At 60.6% G+C, this 17,237-nt stretch carries 12 protein-coding genes; all 12 read right to left on the reverse strand.

Annotation, left to right across the window (positions count from 1 at the left end):
• Window positions 1–12 precede the first annotated feature (12 nt).
• The 12 genes from pseC to OQ248_RS02750 all read right to left on the reverse strand — a co-directional run bounded on the left by pseC (window position 13) and on the right by OQ248_RS02750 (window position 17,234).
• Window positions 13–1,170 carry a UDP-4-amino-4,6-dideoxy-N-acetyl-beta-L-altrosamine transaminase gene (gene pseC, locus OQ248_RS02695; protein ID WP_265811952.1) on the reverse strand — a complete coding sequence of 386 codons (1,158 nt, stop codon included), beginning with the start codon at window positions 1,168–1,170 and terminating at the stop codon, window positions 13–15.
• The gene (gene pseB, locus OQ248_RS02700) at window positions 1,167–2,168 is read right to left on the reverse strand and encodes a UDP-N-acetylglucosamine 4,6-dehydratase (inverting) (protein ID WP_085710442.1); all 1,002 of its coding nucleotides are present in this window, start codon (window positions 2,166–2,168) and stop codon (window positions 1,167–1,169) included. The genes pseC and pseB overlap by 4 nt, the downstream gene beginning before the upstream one ends.
• A 25-nt stretch (window positions 2,169–2,193) precedes the next feature.
• On the reverse strand, window positions 2,194–5,118 hold the full coding sequence (locus OQ248_RS02705; RefSeq protein ID WP_265811953.1) for a TIGR00180 family glycosyltransferase: 2,925 nt from the start codon (window positions 5,116–5,118) through the stop codon (window positions 2,194–2,196).
• Window positions 5,119–5,167: 49 nt separating this feature from the next.
• On the reverse strand, window positions 5,168–5,896 hold the full coding sequence (locus tag OQ248_RS02710) for a cephalosporin hydroxylase family protein (protein ID WP_265811954.1): 729 nt from the start codon (window positions 5,894–5,896) through the stop codon (window positions 5,168–5,170).
• Between the two features lie 29 nt (window positions 5,897–5,925).
• The gene (locus OQ248_RS02715) at window positions 5,926–6,591 is read right to left on the reverse strand and encodes an acetyltransferase (RefSeq protein WP_119428837.1); all 666 of its coding nucleotides are present in this window, start codon (window positions 6,589–6,591) and stop codon (window positions 5,926–5,928) included.
• Entirely contained in the window at window positions 6,588–7,709 is a 1,122-nt protein-coding gene (locus tag OQ248_RS02720) for a DegT/DnrJ/EryC1/StrS aminotransferase family protein (RefSeq protein ID WP_265811955.1), read from the reverse strand. The genes OQ248_RS02715 and OQ248_RS02720 overlap by 4 nt, the downstream gene beginning before the upstream one ends.
• Window positions 7,706–8,932, reverse strand: coding sequence for a class I SAM-dependent methyltransferase (locus tag OQ248_RS02725; protein ID WP_265811956.1), 1,227 nt, complete (start codon window positions 8,930–8,932; stop codon window positions 7,706–7,708). Before OQ248_RS02725 ends, OQ248_RS02720 begins: the two co-directional genes overlap by 4 nt.
• Window positions 8,929–9,489 (reverse strand): dTDP-4-dehydrorhamnose 3,5-epimerase, encoded by a 561-nt coding sequence (rfbC, locus tag OQ248_RS02730; RefSeq protein ID WP_265811957.1) that lies wholly within the window; start codon window positions 9,487–9,489, stop codon window positions 8,929–8,931. Before rfbC ends, OQ248_RS02725 begins: the two co-directional genes overlap by 4 nt.
• Complete coding sequence (gene rfbG / locus OQ248_RS02735; protein ID WP_096822204.1) at window positions 9,486–10,568, reverse strand: CDP-glucose 4,6-dehydratase; 1,083 nt, start codon at window positions 10,566–10,568, stop codon at window positions 9,486–9,488. Before rfbG ends, rfbC begins: the two co-directional genes overlap by 4 nt.
• A complete protein-coding gene (gene rfbF, locus OQ248_RS02740) occupies window positions 10,550–11,323 on the reverse strand; it encodes a glucose-1-phosphate cytidylyltransferase (RefSeq protein ID WP_085733770.1) in 774 nt (257 codons plus the stop codon). The genes rfbG and rfbF overlap by 19 nt, the downstream gene beginning before the upstream one ends.
• Before the next feature lie 253 nt (window positions 11,324–11,576).
• Window positions 11,577–13,985, reverse strand: a complete 2,409-nt coding sequence (locus OQ248_RS02745; RefSeq protein ID WP_265811958.1) for a calcium-binding protein — start codon at window positions 13,983–13,985, stop codon at window positions 11,577–11,579.
• A gap of 219 nt (window positions 13,986–14,204) precedes the next feature.
• Window positions 14,205–17,234: a calcium-binding protein gene (locus tag OQ248_RS02750; protein WP_265811959.1), complete on the reverse strand. Its 3,030-nt coding sequence runs from the start codon at window positions 17,232–17,234 to the stop codon at window positions 14,205–14,207.
• Between the last annotated feature and the right edge of the window lie 3 nt (window positions 17,235–17,237).

Raw genomic sequence — 17,237 nt, forward strand, 5'->3', positions numbered from 1 at the left:
CCGCAGCGGCACTCATTCAGTCAATCGACGCAATTGCTCGACCACGTAATCCTGCTGCTGATCGCTCAGCAGCGGAAACAGCGGCAGGCTGATCGCTTCGGCGTAATAACGCTCGGCTTCGGGAAAGTCTCCCTCGGCGAAACCCAGTTCACGATAGTACGGCTGCAGATGCACCGGAATGTAGTGCAGGTTCACGCCGATGCCGGCCGCGCGCAAGCCTTCGAACACCTGACGGTGGCTGAGGTTGATGCGATCGGTCTGCAAGCGCACCACGTAAAGGTGCCAGGCCGACTCGGCGTCCGGCTGGATGCCCGGCACGGTAACCGGCAAGTACGCCAGCAAACGGTCGTAACGTGCGGCCAGTTCCCGGCGACGGGCAATGAAGTCGTCCAGTTTGCCCAACTGTGACAGGCCCAGCGCCGCTTGCAGGTCGGTGATCCGGTAATTGAAGCCCAACTCGACCTGCTGGTAGTACCACGGCCCGTGGCTAGCTTCGGTCATCTGCTGCGGGTCGCGGGTCATGCCGTGGCTGCGCAGGCGTTGCAGGCGCTCGGCCAGCTCCGGACGATTGGTCAGCACCATGCCGCCTTCGCCGCTGGTGATGATCTTCACCGGATGGAAGCTGAACACCGTCATCGCCGCGAATTCACCGCAGCCCACCGGACGCCCGGCGTAGCTGGCGCCAACCGCGTGGGAGGCGTCTTCGATCACGGTGAAGTTGTAGCGTTCGGCCAGTTCGGCGATTCGCCGCATGTCGCAGCTCTGCCCGGAGAACGCCACCGCCACCAACACTTTGGGCAAGGTGCCGTCGCGTTCGGCAGCGTCGAGCTTGCTGGCCAGAACTTCGGCATCGAGGTTCCAGGTCAGCGGATCGATGTCCACGAAATCAACGTCGGCGCCGCAGTAACGGCCGCAGTTGGCCGACGCGAGAAAGGTGTTCGGCGTGGTCCACAAACGGTCACCCGCACCCAACCCTGCGGCCAGGCAGGCAATGTGCAGCGCCGCCGTGGCGTTACACACCGCGACCGCGAAATCGGCCTGGCAACGCTCGGCCATCGCCTGCTCGAAGCGCTCGATGGCCGGGCCTTGAGTGAGCCAGTCGGACTGCAACACCTCGACGACTGCGTCGATGTCCGCCTGGTCGAGGCTTTGCCGACCGTAGGGAATCATACCGACAGCTTCGCGTGCAGGTCGGCGATCTGCCCCACCGAGAGGAAATGCGGGTTGGTGTCGGAGCGGTACTCAAAGTCCTCGCCCACCGGCCGCCCGTGTTCGCCGAGTTTATCGACGGCAAAATCGACATCGACGCTGGTGAAGCGGATCGAAGGCTGGATCGTATAGTGATCCTCGAACTCCAGGGTCATCCGCGCATCGTCCAGCGGCACCATCAGCTCGTGCAGCTTCTCGCCGGGACGGATGCCGACGTTCTTGTGCGGCAGGTGCTCGGCCATTCCCCGCGCGAGATCGACAATGCGGATCGACGGGATCTTCGGCACGAACACTTCACCGCCGTGCATCCGTGCAAAGCTGTCGAGCACGAATTGCACGCCGTGATCGAGGGTGATCCAGAAACGGGTCATGCGCTCGTCGGTGATCGGCAGTTCTGTCGCGCCATCGGCAATCAGCTTGCTGAAGAACGGCACCACGGACCCGCGCGAACCGGCCACGTTGCCGTAGCGCACCACGGCAAAACGCGTCTGTTGCTCACCGGCAATGTTGTTGGCGGCGACGAACAACTTGTCCGACAGCAACTTGGTGGCGCCGTACAGGTTGATCGGGCTCGCCGCCTTGTCGGTGGACAGCGCCACGACTTTCTTCACGCCGTTGTCGATGGCGGCGGCGATGATGTTCTCTGCGCCATTGACGTTGGTACGGATGCACTCGGTCGGGTTGTACTCCGCCGCCGGCACCTGCTTCAACGCCGCGGCATGCACCACGTAATCGATGCCGCGCATGGCCTGGCGCAGACGCTCGGCGTCGCGCACGTCACCGAGGAAGTAACGCATGCACGGCGCGTTGAACGTCTGCTGCATTTCGTATTGCTTGAGTTCATCCCGGGAGAACACCACCACGCGCTTGGGCTGGTACTGCTCGAGCAGGCGCGCAATGAACTTGCGCCCGAACGAGCCGGTGCCACCGGAGATGAAAATCGATTTACCGTTGAACATGTCTTGAGTCCTGTTCCCTGTCGACCTAGGCGATCAACTGTGCCCAGTTCAGCGAAGCGCTTTCATCCAGGACAAACCCTTTGCCGATCAGGCTCAGGTTGGCGTTGTAAGCCGAATCGCCCGCGAACGCGCCAGACCATTTCTCACGCAATGCCTGAAGCGCTTGCGACGACTGCGCCTGATGACCGGAATGAATCACCTGGACCAGCGGCGTCCATACGGTGAGGAAACCGGCCTGGCCCGCCTTCAGGCACAGATCGACATCGCTGTAACCGTCGGCGAATGCCTGTTCATCCAGGCCACCCAGCGCATCGAACAGTTCCTTGCGCACCATCAGGCAGACGCCCGATACCGCCGAGTAGTTCTGCTCCACCGCCAGGCGATGCATGTAACCGTTGGCGTCGTGTTTCTCACCGACAAAGGCAGAACCTACGCCGCCATTCAAGCCGAGAATCAGACCCGCCTGGGAGATCTTGCCGTCACGGTCGACCAGTTTCGCACCGACGATGCCGACCTCCGGCCGCAGGGCGTGATTGAGCAACTGCTCGATCCAGTTCGGGTTGACCACTTCACCATCGGCCGCCATCAGCACCAGGAACTCGCCCTGGGCCTCCTGGCTGGCAGCATTGCACAGAGCCACGTCGCTCAGGACCTGCTCGGCGCGCAGCACGCGGACCTTGGCGTTGCGCAGGGTTCCCAGCCAGTCATTGACGTCAGCCGAGAGATTCGGATTGGCCGCGATCAACACTTCATAACGGGTGTAGCGCGTTCTGAGCAAAATACCTTCCAGACAACGCTGCAGTGCCGGCAGATCATCACTGGCCGGCAGGATGACCGATACCAGCGGCTGCTCGGTGTGACGGTAGTCGACCTGATAGGTGCCAGGTTGCGTCGAGGTAATCTTGGCCTTGTAGCCACGATTGCCCAGATGCCGCAGCAGGGCCTGACGCTCGTCGGCGTTTTCTTCCGGTTCCGCTGCCCGGGAAATCAGCAACGGTTCATCAAGGTGCGCCAGACCATTGAGACCGCCCTGCTCGATGATGCGCAGCAGCAGATCGAACTCCAGCGCTTTGCTGAAATCGGCCTGGTAGCCGCCGGCCTCGACCAGTACGTCACGGCGGATCAGCCAATGCCGAGCCATCTGTGCCGGCAGGCTTTGCAGCAGGTCAAGGTTGAAGCCCGGACGGAAGGTATCGATCAATGCGCCTTCGGCGGTGCGCTGGATTTCGTCAGTGGCCACGGCACGGCATTCACCGGCCGACATCAGTTCCAGGCCGGCGCGCAACAGACCGCCCGCCGTGAACTCGTCGCCCGCTTCTGCCAGCAGCAGCCAGTCGCAAGGCGATTGGCGCACGCTCAGATTCAGCTTGTCGACGAAGTTACTCTGGGTGACCCGCACAAAGTGCAGGGTGTTCTGCGCGGTGGTTGCCGCCGGTGGCTCTCCGGTGGTGAACACCACCACTTTGAACGCCTTGCTGTGACCTTCGAGCAAGCTGTCCAGGGTGACTTGCAACTTGTCGATGTCGTTATCCAGGTCGAGCAGGAAAATGCCGAACTGAGGGCCGCCGCCATTCGTCGCCAGGTGACGGGCAATCACCTCGGCCTGCTCGGTGTCGGGCTGACGCGCATCGAGCCACTTGAGCAAGCGGCCAGTGCGCATCTTGCTGAATGTCGCCTGATTGCCTTCCAGCGATGCCGCTTCCAGACGCGCATTCCATTTACGCAGCTTTTCGGCGTCCTCGTCTTCACCCAGCAACTGCAACTGAGCTACCAGACGTTTGATGACGGTACGGTTGAACACGTTGGCGTCGTGGGCTTGCCACAAGCGGTCCACCACACTTTCCGGCGTGTCGTTGTTGCGGGCCAGCATCAGGTTTTCCTGGCGGGCCCAGATGCCCTCCAGCCCTTGCAACTGAATGCGCCCGGCCGGCATGGCGTGCAGCAGAAACTCGAACTGAGTCAGTTGATCGAAAAACGCCTGATTGTAGAACGGCATTTCGACGTACTGTTTCGGCCCGAAACGGCGCTGCGGGCCGGCCTCGATATTGGTCCATGCCGATTCCAGAATCAGCTCGGCGGTCAGTGCGCGACCGGTGCGCAGGCTGTCGGCCAGCGCTTCGAAACTCTTCAGGACAAAGGCTTTGCCTTGCTCCGGGCTTTCATGCCGGACTTGCGTCGGCAGGCCGGCCAGAAACTCGGCAAACGCCTCGCGTTCGGCGACGGACTTGGCGTCGGTGTACGCCAGCGAGTGGAAAATCTCGGTGCTGTGGTCGGAGTGCTGATAGTTGATCTCACGCACAACGTAAGGGATCGGCAGGATCCGTGCCTTGCCCCGCGCCAGCATGTAGTACGTGTGACCGACTTCCTGCCACTGGAAGGTCGTATCTTCGGGCATCGCCTCGTACCAGTCGCGCATGATCTGGGAGCGCTGCACCGCGTAGAACGGCGGCAGGTACTGGTACATGTAATCCACCAGGCGATCCTGGGCCAGATCGGCCGAGTAATCCTCGCAGACCTTCTTGTCACGACGGTAGTAGCTGACGCCGTTGGCCAGCGTCAGGTACATCATGCTGTAGCCGTGGCACATGCTGTAATCAGGGTGGGCGTCCATGAAGGCAACGGCTTCGTGCAAGGCATCGTGCACCAGGAAGTCATCGTCGGCAGCGAACACCATGTAAGGGGTCTGCAACTGCTCGATACCGTAGGCCAGTTTGGCGCGAATGCCCCAATAACCGAACTGCGGCAGGTGCTGATAATCCACGTTGGCAAATTGCCCGGCCACCCCCGGCAATGCCTCGGCGGACGAGTCCAGCACCAGGATCCTGCACGGCAGGGTGCTGTAGAAACGCACGGCCCTGCGCAAAAACGCCGGGCGTTCGTGAGAGATCAGCACAACGGTCAACTGTTCGTTGAGTGCCAAACCGTGTCCAGAACTGTTCTTGCCTTGCATATTTTCCCCACAAGCGGCGAGTCGCCGAAAACTCTGCGTTGTTTGTCGATTAACGTACGCGGCGCAGATAACCATCCGGCGCGACTGTGATCAGCAACTTGCTGTGAATGGACTGGTCGATCTCGAAATCACGGTTCTCTTCCAGGTATGCCCACACGGCGGTTTTCGGGTTGTCACCCTTGCCCCACGGACGATCCGGAAAGGCGTCTTCCGGCATGTCTTCGACCACGGTGTCCATGACCACGCAGTAGCTGCCGACCGACACCAGGGGTGCATAGAGACGCAGTTCCTCGAGGACGTGCTCGTGGGTATGGTTGGAGTCCAGCACCACCAGCACCTTCTTGCCCTGCACGCGCTCGCGCACCTGGTCGACGATGGCCTGATCGATGCTCGAACCCTGGATCATGCTGATGCGTTTGAACATCGGATGCGCTTCGATGGCTTCACGGTTGTGCTGGCGAATGTCGATGTCGACGCCCAGCACTTCACCATGACCGATCAGCTCCAGGATCGAGGCGTAGAACACCAGCGAACCGCCGTGGGCGATACCGGTTTCAACGATCACGTCCGGACGCAGGTTCCAGATGATTTCCTGCATGGCGACCATGTCCTGCGGGAACTGGATGATCGGCCGGCCCATCCAGCTGAAGTTGTAGGTGTATTTGTGTTTGGCAGTAGTGCCGACCCAGTCCAGGGACTCGGTTTGCAATGCTTTGTCTTTCTGCAGGCCTTCGATGTTGGCCTTCACTTCTTCGCAAAACTGCTCATGTGGATTCATTGCAACTCTCCAAAAATTCGGGAAACGGCTTACTTGAACACCTTGGCGTCCGGGTAAGGCACCGTGTTGTTCTTGATGATCCTGGCGGGATTGCCCACCACGACCGAAAAATCCGGGACATCTTTCGTCACCACGGCGCCCGCGCCGATGGTCACCCAGCGACCGATGCGCAGGCGCGGCAGAATCGTGGCGTTGGTACCGATAAAGGTGCCGTCACCGATCTCCACGCAGCCGGCGATACAGACGCCAGGTGCCATGAACACCGAATGGCCGATCCGCCCTTCATGCCCCACCACGCTGCCGGCGCTGATACTGGTGTTGTCGCCGAGTTCGACTTCGGCCTGCATCAACACGCCTTCCTGCAGGTAACTGCCCTGCCCCATGCGGATCATGCTCAGGTCGATACCGGGATGGATGAACTGGCCCAATTGCGCGCCGGCCTCTACCAACTGGCAGGTGGTTTCGTAGCGTAAACGGGTACTGCCGGTGATCAGATTGACGAAGCGCACGTCCGGTCCATTGAGCTCGGCCACCCGCTCCGAACCGCCGACCACCGGCACGCCGTAAAACAGCGTGCCGTGCTTGCGCGGATCGTTGTCGAGAAACGCAAACTCGATGTTCGGCGTGCTGCGCTTGACGGCCTGCAGCATGCGCACCGCTTCCGGGTTGGCAGCGCCCAGCAGATACATCTTCACGGTGCGTTCCTGCTGGCCAGCAAGTCGAGCACCACTTGCACCACGCGCTGCTGATCGGCGTCAGTCATTTCGTGATAACTCGGCAGATTGAAAGCGCGCTCCGGCAGGGCGAAGGACACCGGGGTGTCAACGTTGTGCTCGCTGAACATCGGCAGCGTCGACAGCGGCCAGAAAAATACTCGGGCATCGATGTCGGCGGCCTGGAACGCCGCGATCAGTTGCTCGCGATGGATACCGGTATCGGCATCGAACACCACGGTCGGCATCCAGTAACCGTTGCGCCCGTGAGCCGGCTCGGGATTGAGCGACACGCCCGGCACGCCTTCCAGCGCCTGCGCATAGTTGGCAAAGATCGCCCGCTTGCGCGCAATCAACTCTTCGATGCGCTCGACCTGCGCGCAGCCGACCGCCGCCTGCAGGTTGCTCATCTTGTATTTGAAACCGACGAATTCCGGCCAGAACTGCTTTGTGCAACCCGCTACACGGCCATGGTTGGACAGGGTCAGCACGCGCTCATACAAGGCCTTGTCCGAGGTGACGAACATTCCGCCCTCGCCGGTGGTCATGGTCTTGGTGCCATGGAACGAGAACGCTCCGAAGGCCCCCAGCGAACCGGCAGCCTTGCCACGCCACTGCGAGCCGATGGCTTCGGCGGCGTCCTCGATCACCGGAATGCCGAATTCCTTGCCGATGGCCAGCAAGGCATCCATGTCGCAAAGATTGCCGTAGAGGTGCACCGCAAGAATGGCTTTGGTTTGCGGAGAAATGGCGTTCCGGACCTGCTGCGGATCGAGGCACCAGCTATCGGCCAGGACATCGACAAACACCGGTGTGGCACCCAGGTAGGTAATCGGTGCTGCCGAGGCGATCCAGTTGGTGTTGGCCAGGATCACTTCGTCGCCGGCACCGATGCCCAATGCCGCCATGCCCATGTGCAGGGCGCCGGTGCAACTGGAAGTAGCGATCGCGTAGGTCGACCCCAGATGCTCGGCGAAACCGTGCTCGAAACGGGTCAGGTATTCGTAGCAACGCGCGCCCCAGCCGTTCTGCACGGCGTCCAGGGCATATTGCGCTTCGAGTTCGCCGACACTCGGTTTGGTGTAGTGAATTCTGCTCATTGAATGATCAACTCCGGAACGGCGACGACAAAGCGTGCGCCCCATGCTTTGGCCGACGACAACTGCTGCGTCACTTCGCTCAGCAGATTCCACGGCAGAACCAGGATGTAGTCAGGCCGCTCTTGCGCAATGCGCTCGGGCGCCACGATCGGAATGCGGCTGCCCGGCAGGCACTTGCCCTGCTTGTGCGGGTTGGCGTCGGCGACCCAGGCCAACAGGTCAGGCTTGACCCCGGCGTAGTTGAGCAACGTGTTGCCTTTGGCGGCGGCGCCGTAGCCGACCACTCGCTTGCCATCGGCCCTGGCCTGCAACAGGAAGCGCAGCAGGTCATGCTTGATGCGTTCGGCGGCCGGCGCCAGCGTGGCGTAGTACTCAGTGGTTTTCACACCTGCGTCGAGCTCGGCCTGCAGCTGCTGTTGCACCGCTGGCTGCACGGCACGGCGTTCGCCATCCTTGCGCTGCACGAACACCCGCAATGAGCCGCCGTGAGTGCTCAACTGGCTGACGTCGAACACTTCCAGCCCGTTGCGCTCGCACAGCGTCTGCACGGCGGTCAGGGACAGGTAGGAATAGTGTTCGTGATAGAGCGTGTCGAACTGCGCGCCGGCCATCAGCGTCAGCAGTTGCGGAAATTCGAACGTGGCGACGCCGGTCGGTTTGAGCAGCGCGGCGAAACCACCGAGGAAGTCATTGATATCCGGCACGTGGGCCAGCACGTTGTTGGCGGCCATCAGGTCGGCGGCCCAGCCTTCGCTTTTCAGCTGGGCCGCGGTGTCGCGACCGAAGAACAGTTCACGAATCTCCAGGCCTTTTTCCCGTGCTGCCTGCGCGGTGCTGCGGGTCGGCTCGACGCCCAGGCAGTGGATGCCGCGACCGGCGACGTATTGCAGCAGGTAGCCGTCGTTGGCGGCGACTTCCACTACGCGGCTGTCAGCCGTCAGGCCAAAGCGCTCGACCATCTCGGCCACATAGCGCTCGGCATGGGCCAGCCAGGTGCTGGAGAACGAACTGAAATAGGCGTACTCGGCGTCGAACAGGCTGTCGGCGCTGGTGTAATCCTCGGTCTGCACCAGCCAGCACTGCTGGCACACGGCGACCTTCAGCGGCACCCATTGCTCGGCCTGCTCCAGCCGATCGGCATGCACGTAGGCGTTGGACGGTGGCGAGGTGCCGAGGTCGATCAGCGGCAGGCTCAGCGGTGCGGCGCACCCACGGCAGTTCATAGACGCACTCCAGCAAAGTGTTGATCGAGCGCGGGATGGCTGGAATCACGCGCTGACAAATTATTGACAGGCAACGGCCAGGCAATCGCCAGCCGTGGATCGTTCACCGACAGGCCAGCCTCGTGCTCCGGCGCGTAATCGGCGCTGTGCAGGTAAAGCAGCTCGGCATCTTCGGTGAGGGTCTGGAAACCGTGGGCGAAACCGGCGGGAATCAACAGGCTGCGACCGTCGCCGGCCTTCAGGTGCTCGGCATGCCAGTGCAGGAAAGTTTCCGAATCCGGGCGCAGGTCCACCGCCACGTCCCACACTTCACCGCGCAGGCAGGTGATCAGCTTGGCTTCCGGGGCATTGGCGTTCTGGTAATGCAGACCGCGCACACTGCCCTTCTCACGGGTGCAGGAATGGTTGATCTGGCGGATGTGAAATTCGCCGCCGAACGCTTTCAGGCTGCCTTCGCAGAACAGCCGGGCGAAGTGCCCGCGCTGATCTTCGAAGCGTTTGTGCTGGACGCTGAACAGCCCGGCCAGCGGCAACTGTTTCAAGGAAAACTCGCTCACAGCGCGCCCCGGTACAGGTTCAGTTGGCCGAGGGTCACGGTGCGCATGTCATCGCCGTTCTGCCACGCCAGATGCCAGTCGAGGGTCTGGGTCAGGCATTGCTGCAACGACCAGCGCGGCTGCCAGCCCAGCACCTGACGGGCGCGGCTGCTGTCCAGGCGCAGCAGGCCGGCTTCATGCAGCTCGCTCGGCTCGATGCGCAGACCACGGGCCTGCGGCCAGCGATTGGCGAGCAGTTCGACCACTTCGCCGACGCTGCACATGTCCGTTTCGCCCGGGCCGAAGTTCCACGCCCCGGCGTATTCCGGGCCCTCTTCGTAGAGCCCGGCGGCCAGCTGCAGGTAGCCGGCCAGCGGCTCCAGCGCGTGTTGCCATGGGCGCACGGCTTGCGGGTAACGCAGGGTCACCGGCTCGTCGGCCGACCAGGCTTTCAGTACGTCGGGAATCAGGCGCTCTGGGGCGAAGTCACCGCCACCCAGCACGTTGCCGGCTCGCGCCGTGGCCAGGGCCAGACCATGTTCGGCGTACTTGTCGGCCGGGAAGAACGACGCGGCATAAGACTGCGCCAACAACTCGCAGCAAGCCTTGCTGCTGCTGTAAGGGTCGTGACCACCGAGGGCTTCGTCCTCGCGGTACGGCCACAGCCATTCCTTGTTGGCGTAAACCTTGTCGGTGGTCACCAGCACACAGGCCCGCACGCAACCGACCTGACGAATCGCTTCGAGCAGGTTCAGGGTGCCCATGACGTTGCTGGAATAGGTGCCGAGCGGATCGCGATAACCTTCACGCACCAGTGGCTGGGCCGCCAGGTGCAGGACGATTTCCGGCTCGGTGTCGGCGATGATTTCCAGCAAGGCGCCCAGGTCTCGCAGGTCGCCACGCTGGTCGTTGATGCCTTCGTGCACCCGCGCCAGTTCGAACAGGCTCGGCTCGGTCGAAGGATCGAGGGAGAAACCGCTGACTTGCGCGCCGAGGCTTTGCAGCCACAGGGTCAGCCAGCTGCCCTTGAAACCGGTGTGTCCGGTGACCAGAACCCGCTTGCCGCGCCAGAACTCAGGACTCAGGCCCATTGCTTCCATGGGGCCTCCCCGCTCTGCCACAGCGCTTCGAGATGGTTCTTGTCGCGCAGGGTGTCCATTGGCTGCCAGAAACCTTCGTGCTGGTAGGCCAACAGCTCACCGCGCTCGGCCAGACCGTCCAGCGGACCGGATTCCCACGAGGTCGAATCACCTTCGATCAGCGGCAGGACTTTCGGTGACAGCACGAAGAAACCACCGTTGATCCAGCCACCGTCACCCCGCGGTTTTTCTGTGAACCCGAGTACCCGGTCACCGTCTCGATCCAGAGCACCATATCGGCCCGGTGGCTGCACGGCAGTCACTGTAGCCAGTTTGCCGTGGGTCAGATGGAAGTCGACCAGTGCGCTGATGTTCAGATCAGAAACGCCGTCGCCATAGGTGAAGCAGAAGGCTTTTTCGTCTTCCAGATAGCGCGAAACTCGACGCAGACGGCCACCGGTCATGGTTTCCTCACCCGTGTCCACCAGCGTCACGCGCCATGGTTCACTGTAGTTCTGGTGAACGTCCATGCGGTTTTCGCGCATGTCGAAGGTCACGTCGGAGGTGTGCAGGAAGTAGTTGGCGAAGAAGTCCTTGATCGCGTAGCCCTTGTAGCCGAGGCAAATCACGAAGTCGTGAATTCCGTGGGCGGAATACTGTTTCATGATGTGCCAGAGAATTGGCTTGCCACCGATCTCGATCATCGGTTTCGGTTTGAGGTGCGACTCTTCACTGATGCGCGTGCCCAGGCCACCCGCCAAAATAACTGCCTTCATGGTCTCCCCTCTCGTTCGTCACAGGGCTGCGCGCGGCTTTCCAAGCTTTGCGGCCGTCTGGCTAAACCTTTCTGCCGGTCCGGGCGTCGGGGCAATGGCCGCGAGCGCTCGTTTTATGGCGATTTGAGGGGGACTTGCAGGAAACGCGCCAGCTCCACCGGCACTGCGTCGATGGGGACACGGGCATGAAAAAAGGGATGAGTCGTTGCCGGACTCATCCCTTTCATCGAGCGGCTTCAATCAATCGATCGGATCAACCGAACAGGGCAAACCCGTCGGTAGCGGCTGGCAGGGTGAACGCCAGGCCGTCTGCGGTCTGGATGTGTTCGATGTTGTTGAAACCCGCATACCAGCCCGCCAGTTTCACGCCACCGGTCGGCGCACCGACACTGCCGTCATTGGCGCTGTGCAAATAGGCGTCGTCGCCGATACGGGTCACGTTCAACTGGCTGGCGTTGGCAATGGTGTTCAGGATCAGGGTGTCGTTCAGGCTGGTGCCGCTGTCCTGAATCACCACCAGACCGGAGGTGTTCACCACGTAAGTGTCATCACCTTCACCGCCATTGGCGAAACCACCGGAGACCTGCTGGCCGGCAAGGTTGAGAATCAACCGGTCGTCACCCTCACCTCCGAACAACGAGTAGCTGCTGCCCTTGCCGGTCAATACGTCGTTGCCGATACCGCCGATGGCGCTGCCGTTGACCACCGTCACGGTGTCGTTGCCGTCTTCACCGAATGCGTTGGTGCCCAGATCGTTTTCGGCACTGACAATCACATCGTCGCCCGCCCCGCCATACAACTGATCGGCCTGCGCATTATCAGCCACACCTTCGAGGCTGAACGGTCCGATGTCGGATACCAGGCCGCCGTAGATGACGTCGTTGCCGTCACCGCCATTGATCAGATCGCTGCCGCGCCCGCCTTCCAGGTAGTTGTCCGCTTCGTTGCCGGTCAAGGTGTCGTCGAAATGACTGCCCATCACGCCTTCGACATTGACCAGCGTATCGCCCTGTGCATCGCCACCCAGGTTGATACCGGTCTGCAGATTGATCTCTACCGCCGTGGCACTGGTGAGGTACCAGACGTTATCGATGCCGTCTCGACCATCGACCGTATCACCGCCACCACCACCGATGAACGTTTCGTTGCCGGCCGAACCGATGAAGAAATCAACGTACTGACTGCCTTCGATCAATTCGATGCTGGTGTATTCAGGCATCGGATCCCAAGGCTTGTAGACTGCACCACTCAGGTCGATCGTCATCGGCATGAAGGCGTATTTGAAGCTGATCAGATCCTGCCCCTGTCCGCCATCCAGGCCGAAATACCAGGCCATGCCGGTCGCGTAAAAAGTGTCGTTGAAGTCACTGCCACGGATGATCTCGATGTTCTGGAACGTATCGCCATCAGCGATCCCCGAAAACTCTCGGGTTGCCCAGTTCAGCGTCATGGCGACCGTGCTGTCGCCGTAGCTGAGCACATCGATACCGTCGCCACCGTCGAAGGAGTCGCCTTTGGCACCGCCGAACAGCACGTCGTTGCCACTGCCGCCGACGATCGTGTTCCAGGTGTCGTTGCCGTAGCCGGTAAAGTCGCCGGTCCCGGTGTACGTCAGGTTTTCAACGAACGGATCCAGGTGCATCTCGGACAGCGTGGTGTACACCTGATCGGTGCCGCCCATGAAGCCCTCGGCTTCTTCGATGGTCACACCGGTGCTGTTGATGATGTACACATCGTTCCAATCGCCACCGGCCAGGGTCACGCCACCGATGTTGGCGGTAAACTGATCGGCATTGTTGGTGCCAACGATCTTTTCGACATTGCGAAAGGTGTCGCCCACTGCATTGATACCACTGCCGATCTCGATGGTGACCGGCCCCGCGTTCCATTTATAGCTCACCGTGTCGTAGCCATCGGAGCCGTCAATGATCATCGACCCTTCGGAGCGATAGATCAGATCGTCGAACTTCGAACCTTCAATGGCTTCGATACCGGTGAAGGTGTCTCCGTAGGCAATGGTCAACCCGTCATAGTTGCTCCAGTCCGCGATTCTCACCCCTTCGAGACTGTCGCTGTAGCTGACGGTATCGAAACCTTCGCCACCCACGAAGTGATCCGCCCCGTCGCCACCCCACATCCAGTCGTTGCCGGCACCGCCAACGATCTCGTTGTCGGTGTCACTGCCATAGGCCTTGAAATCACCTGTACCGGTGAAGGTCAGTTTCTCGATGAAAGGGTCCATCTTGATGGTGTTGAGGCTGGTGCGCAGCTCGTCGTAACCGCCGTAGCTTTCTTCGATGATGGTCACGCCTTCGCTGCCGACGATATACACATCGTCACCCCAGCTACCGTCCAGCGTCACACCGGCAATGTTGCCGGTGAAGGTGTCGTTGAAAGACGTACCGATGACTTTCTCGACGTTGAGCAAGGTGTCGTGCTTGCCCTCGGCACCCGTGACAGTCGACGCGTCATTGCCGATCTCGACACTGACTGCCGAAGACAGTACGCGATAATCCGCCGTATCAAACCCCTCGCCACCATCCAGTACGTCCGATCCGGCACTGCCAATCAGTTGGTCATCCGACTCCAGTCCATAGAGTTCATCATTGCCATCGGTGCCCACCAGGTAGTCCACGTCACTCGTTCCATTCACTACTGACATTTGTTTCTTCCTTGCGTTGTTGTTGAACCGGATACCGTCAAAGAGCGCTGAGCGTCAGCTTGCTGAAAATAAACTTCGAACCCATGACTTCGGTCATTTCAAACGACGTCACAGGGAAGGAATCGACTCGAGAAAAAAAAAAAAACAGGCGATCCGGGATCGCCTGTTTTCAATCATCGATGCCCCCACCAAACCATCATGGAGGCGTCTGTCCTGCTATCAACCGAACATCGCGAACCCGTCATTGCCGGTTGGCAGGTTGATGAACTTGCCGTCAGAGGTCTGGATATATTCAATGTTGTTGAAACCGGCGAACCAGTCCTTCAGTCGCACGCCGTCTTCCGGAGTCTGGCCTTCGAAGACGCTGTACTGATGCAGGAACAGATCATTGCCGACCCGGTCGAGCAGCAGTTGCTGAGTACTGATGTTCGTCAGGATCAACGTGTCGCCGGAACTGGTGCCGGTGTCCTGAATGGTGACCAGTTTCGTGGTATTGACGATGTAGGTGTCATTATCCTCGCCGCCGAACGCCGAACCCGGACCACCTACCAGAACCAGTTTGTCAGCACCCGCGCCACCGAACAGCGAGTAGCCGGCGCCAATCCCGGTCAGCGTATCGTTGCCTTCACCACCATCAGCCATGCCATACCCCACGGTAATGGTGTCATTGCCGGCTTCACCAAAGGCCTGGGTGCCTCGGTCATCGGGGGCGCCAACGATGACGTCGTCGCCATTGCCGCCATACAGAAGGTCGGCCTGCGGCCCACCCGCTGCGACATTCACCGCGAACGGTCCGAGCGGGGTGTACAGGCTGCCATAGATGACATCGTTGCCATCCCCGCCATAAATGACGTCGTTACCCAGACCGCCCTCCAGACCATTGGCGGCAGCATTGCCGATCAACGTGTCATTGAAGTTCGTCCCGATCAGACTCTCGATATTGATGAAGACATCGCCCTCGGCATCACCACCCTGGCTGACACCGGTCTGCAGGTTGATATTCACGGCGGTGGCGTTGTTGGCGTACCAGACCGTGTCGATGCCTTCACGACCGTCGAATACGTCGGCACCGGCTCCACCCACGAAGTTGTCGTTGGCGGTGGAACCCAGGAACGTGTCAGCGAAACGACTGCCCTGGAAGATCTCGATCCCGGCGAAGGTATCGCCCGCTGCATCGCCGGCGTTGGCGTTGGTTTTCAGGTCGATGGTGACCGCGCTGTCCGATGACTCATAGCTGACCATGTCCAGGCCAAGACCGCCGTTGATTGCGATTGCCGCAGAGTTGCCGACGAAGACATCGTTGTATTTCGAGCCCGTCATTGCCTCGATGCTGTTGTAGGTGTCGCCTGCTGCGATCCCCGAGTTGACACCGGTTTTCAGGTTGATGCTGACGCCCGTTGTGCTGTCGTCATAGGACACCGTGTCCATGCCCGCGCCACCGATGAACTGGTCGGCACCGCCACCTCCCTTGAAGATATCGTTGCCCGCACCGCCAGTGATGATGTTGTCGCTGTCATTGCCCACGCCGGTAAACGAGCCGGTGCCGACATAAGTCAGACGCTCGATATTGGCCGCCAGCGTGTGATCCTTCCAGCTGACCCGTACCTCATCGTTGCCACCGCCGGCCTGTTCGATGATGGTCACACCACCGCCATTGACGTAGTAGATGTCATCTCCGGCGCCGCCTTCAAAAGTCGCGAAGCTGATGGCGGCGGCCGTGAAGGTGTCGTTGAAGGACGAACCGATGACCTTGTCGATCTCCGTCAGGGTGTCGCCCTGCGCATCACCACCGACACCCGCCAGACCGGTACCCGGACGAATATCCACGTTGACTGCCGCCGACGAAGACGAGTAATCGACCGTATCGAAGCCACCGAGACCACCGTTGAACGCAAACACGCGACCATCGGCAATGAATGTGTCGTTGTATTTGGAGCCACTGATCGCTTCGATGCTGTCATAGACGTCACCTGCAGCGATTCCGCTGTTGACCCCGGTCTTCAGATTGAGCGTGACACCTACGGTGCTGTCGTCATAGGACACGGTGTCCATGCCTGCGCCACCGATGAACTGGTCGGCACCGCCACCTCCCTTGAAGATATCGTTGCCCGCACCGCCAGTGATGATGTTGTCGCTGTCATTGCCCACGCCGGTAAACGAGCCGGTGCCGACATAGGTCAGACGCTCGATATTGGCCGCCAGGGTGTGGTCCTTCCAGCTGACGCGTACCTCATCGTTGCCACCGCCGGCCTGTTCGATGATGGTCACACCACCGCCATTGACGTAATAGGTGTCATCTCCGGCGCCGCCTTCATACGTGGCATACAACGATGCCTCAGTCGTGAAGGTATCGTTGAACGCCGAACCGATGACCTTTTCGATACCGGTCAGGGTCACGCCTTGCGAATCGCCACCAACACCTGCCAGTCCAGTGCCCGGACGAATATCCACATTGACTGCCGCCGACGATGTCGAGTAATCGACCGTATCGAAACCGGCGCCGCCATCAATAGCAGTGATCCGGCTATCGACCACGAAGGTGTCGTTGTAATTGGACCCGGCGATCACTTCGATACTGTTATAAGTGTCACCCGCTGCAATGCCCGAGTTGACGCCGGTTTTCAGGTTGATGCTCACTGCAACGGTGCTGTCGTCGTAGGACACCGTGTCGCGCCCCGCGCCACCGAAAAACTGGTCGGCACCGCCGCCGCCCTTGAGGATGTCGTTATTTGCACCGCCAGTGATGATGTTGTCGCTGGCGTTGCCTACGCCGGTGAACGAACCGGTGCCGACATAAGTCAGGCGCTCGATATTGGCCGCCAGGGTGTGATCCTTCCAGCTGACCCTCACCTCATCGTTGCCACCACCGGCCTGTTCGATGATGGTCACACCACCGCCGTTGACGTAATAGATGTCATCTCCGGCGCCGCCTTCATAGGTGGCATACAACGATGCCTCAGTCGTGAAGGTATCGTTGAACGCCGAACCGATGACCTTTTCAATACCGGTCAGCGTGTCGCCTTGCGCATCACCACCGGTGCCGGGCAACCCGGTACCCGGACGAATGTCGACATTGACCCCGGCGGGCGAAGCCGAGTAATCGACCGTGTCGAAAGCGGCGCCACCGTCAATTTTGTCAGCCCCGGCACTCCCGATAATCACATCATTGCCACCCAGGCCATTGATCTCGTCATCCCCGCTCGTACCGTTCAGCGTATCCGCGCCGTTTGTCCCGTTGATTACTGCCATTAC

Source organism: Pseudomonas sp. COW5 (assembly GCF_026240005.1).
Taxonomy (GTDB): Bacteria; Pseudomonadota; Gammaproteobacteria; order Pseudomonadales; family Pseudomonadaceae; genus Aquipseudomonas; species Aquipseudomonas kribbensis.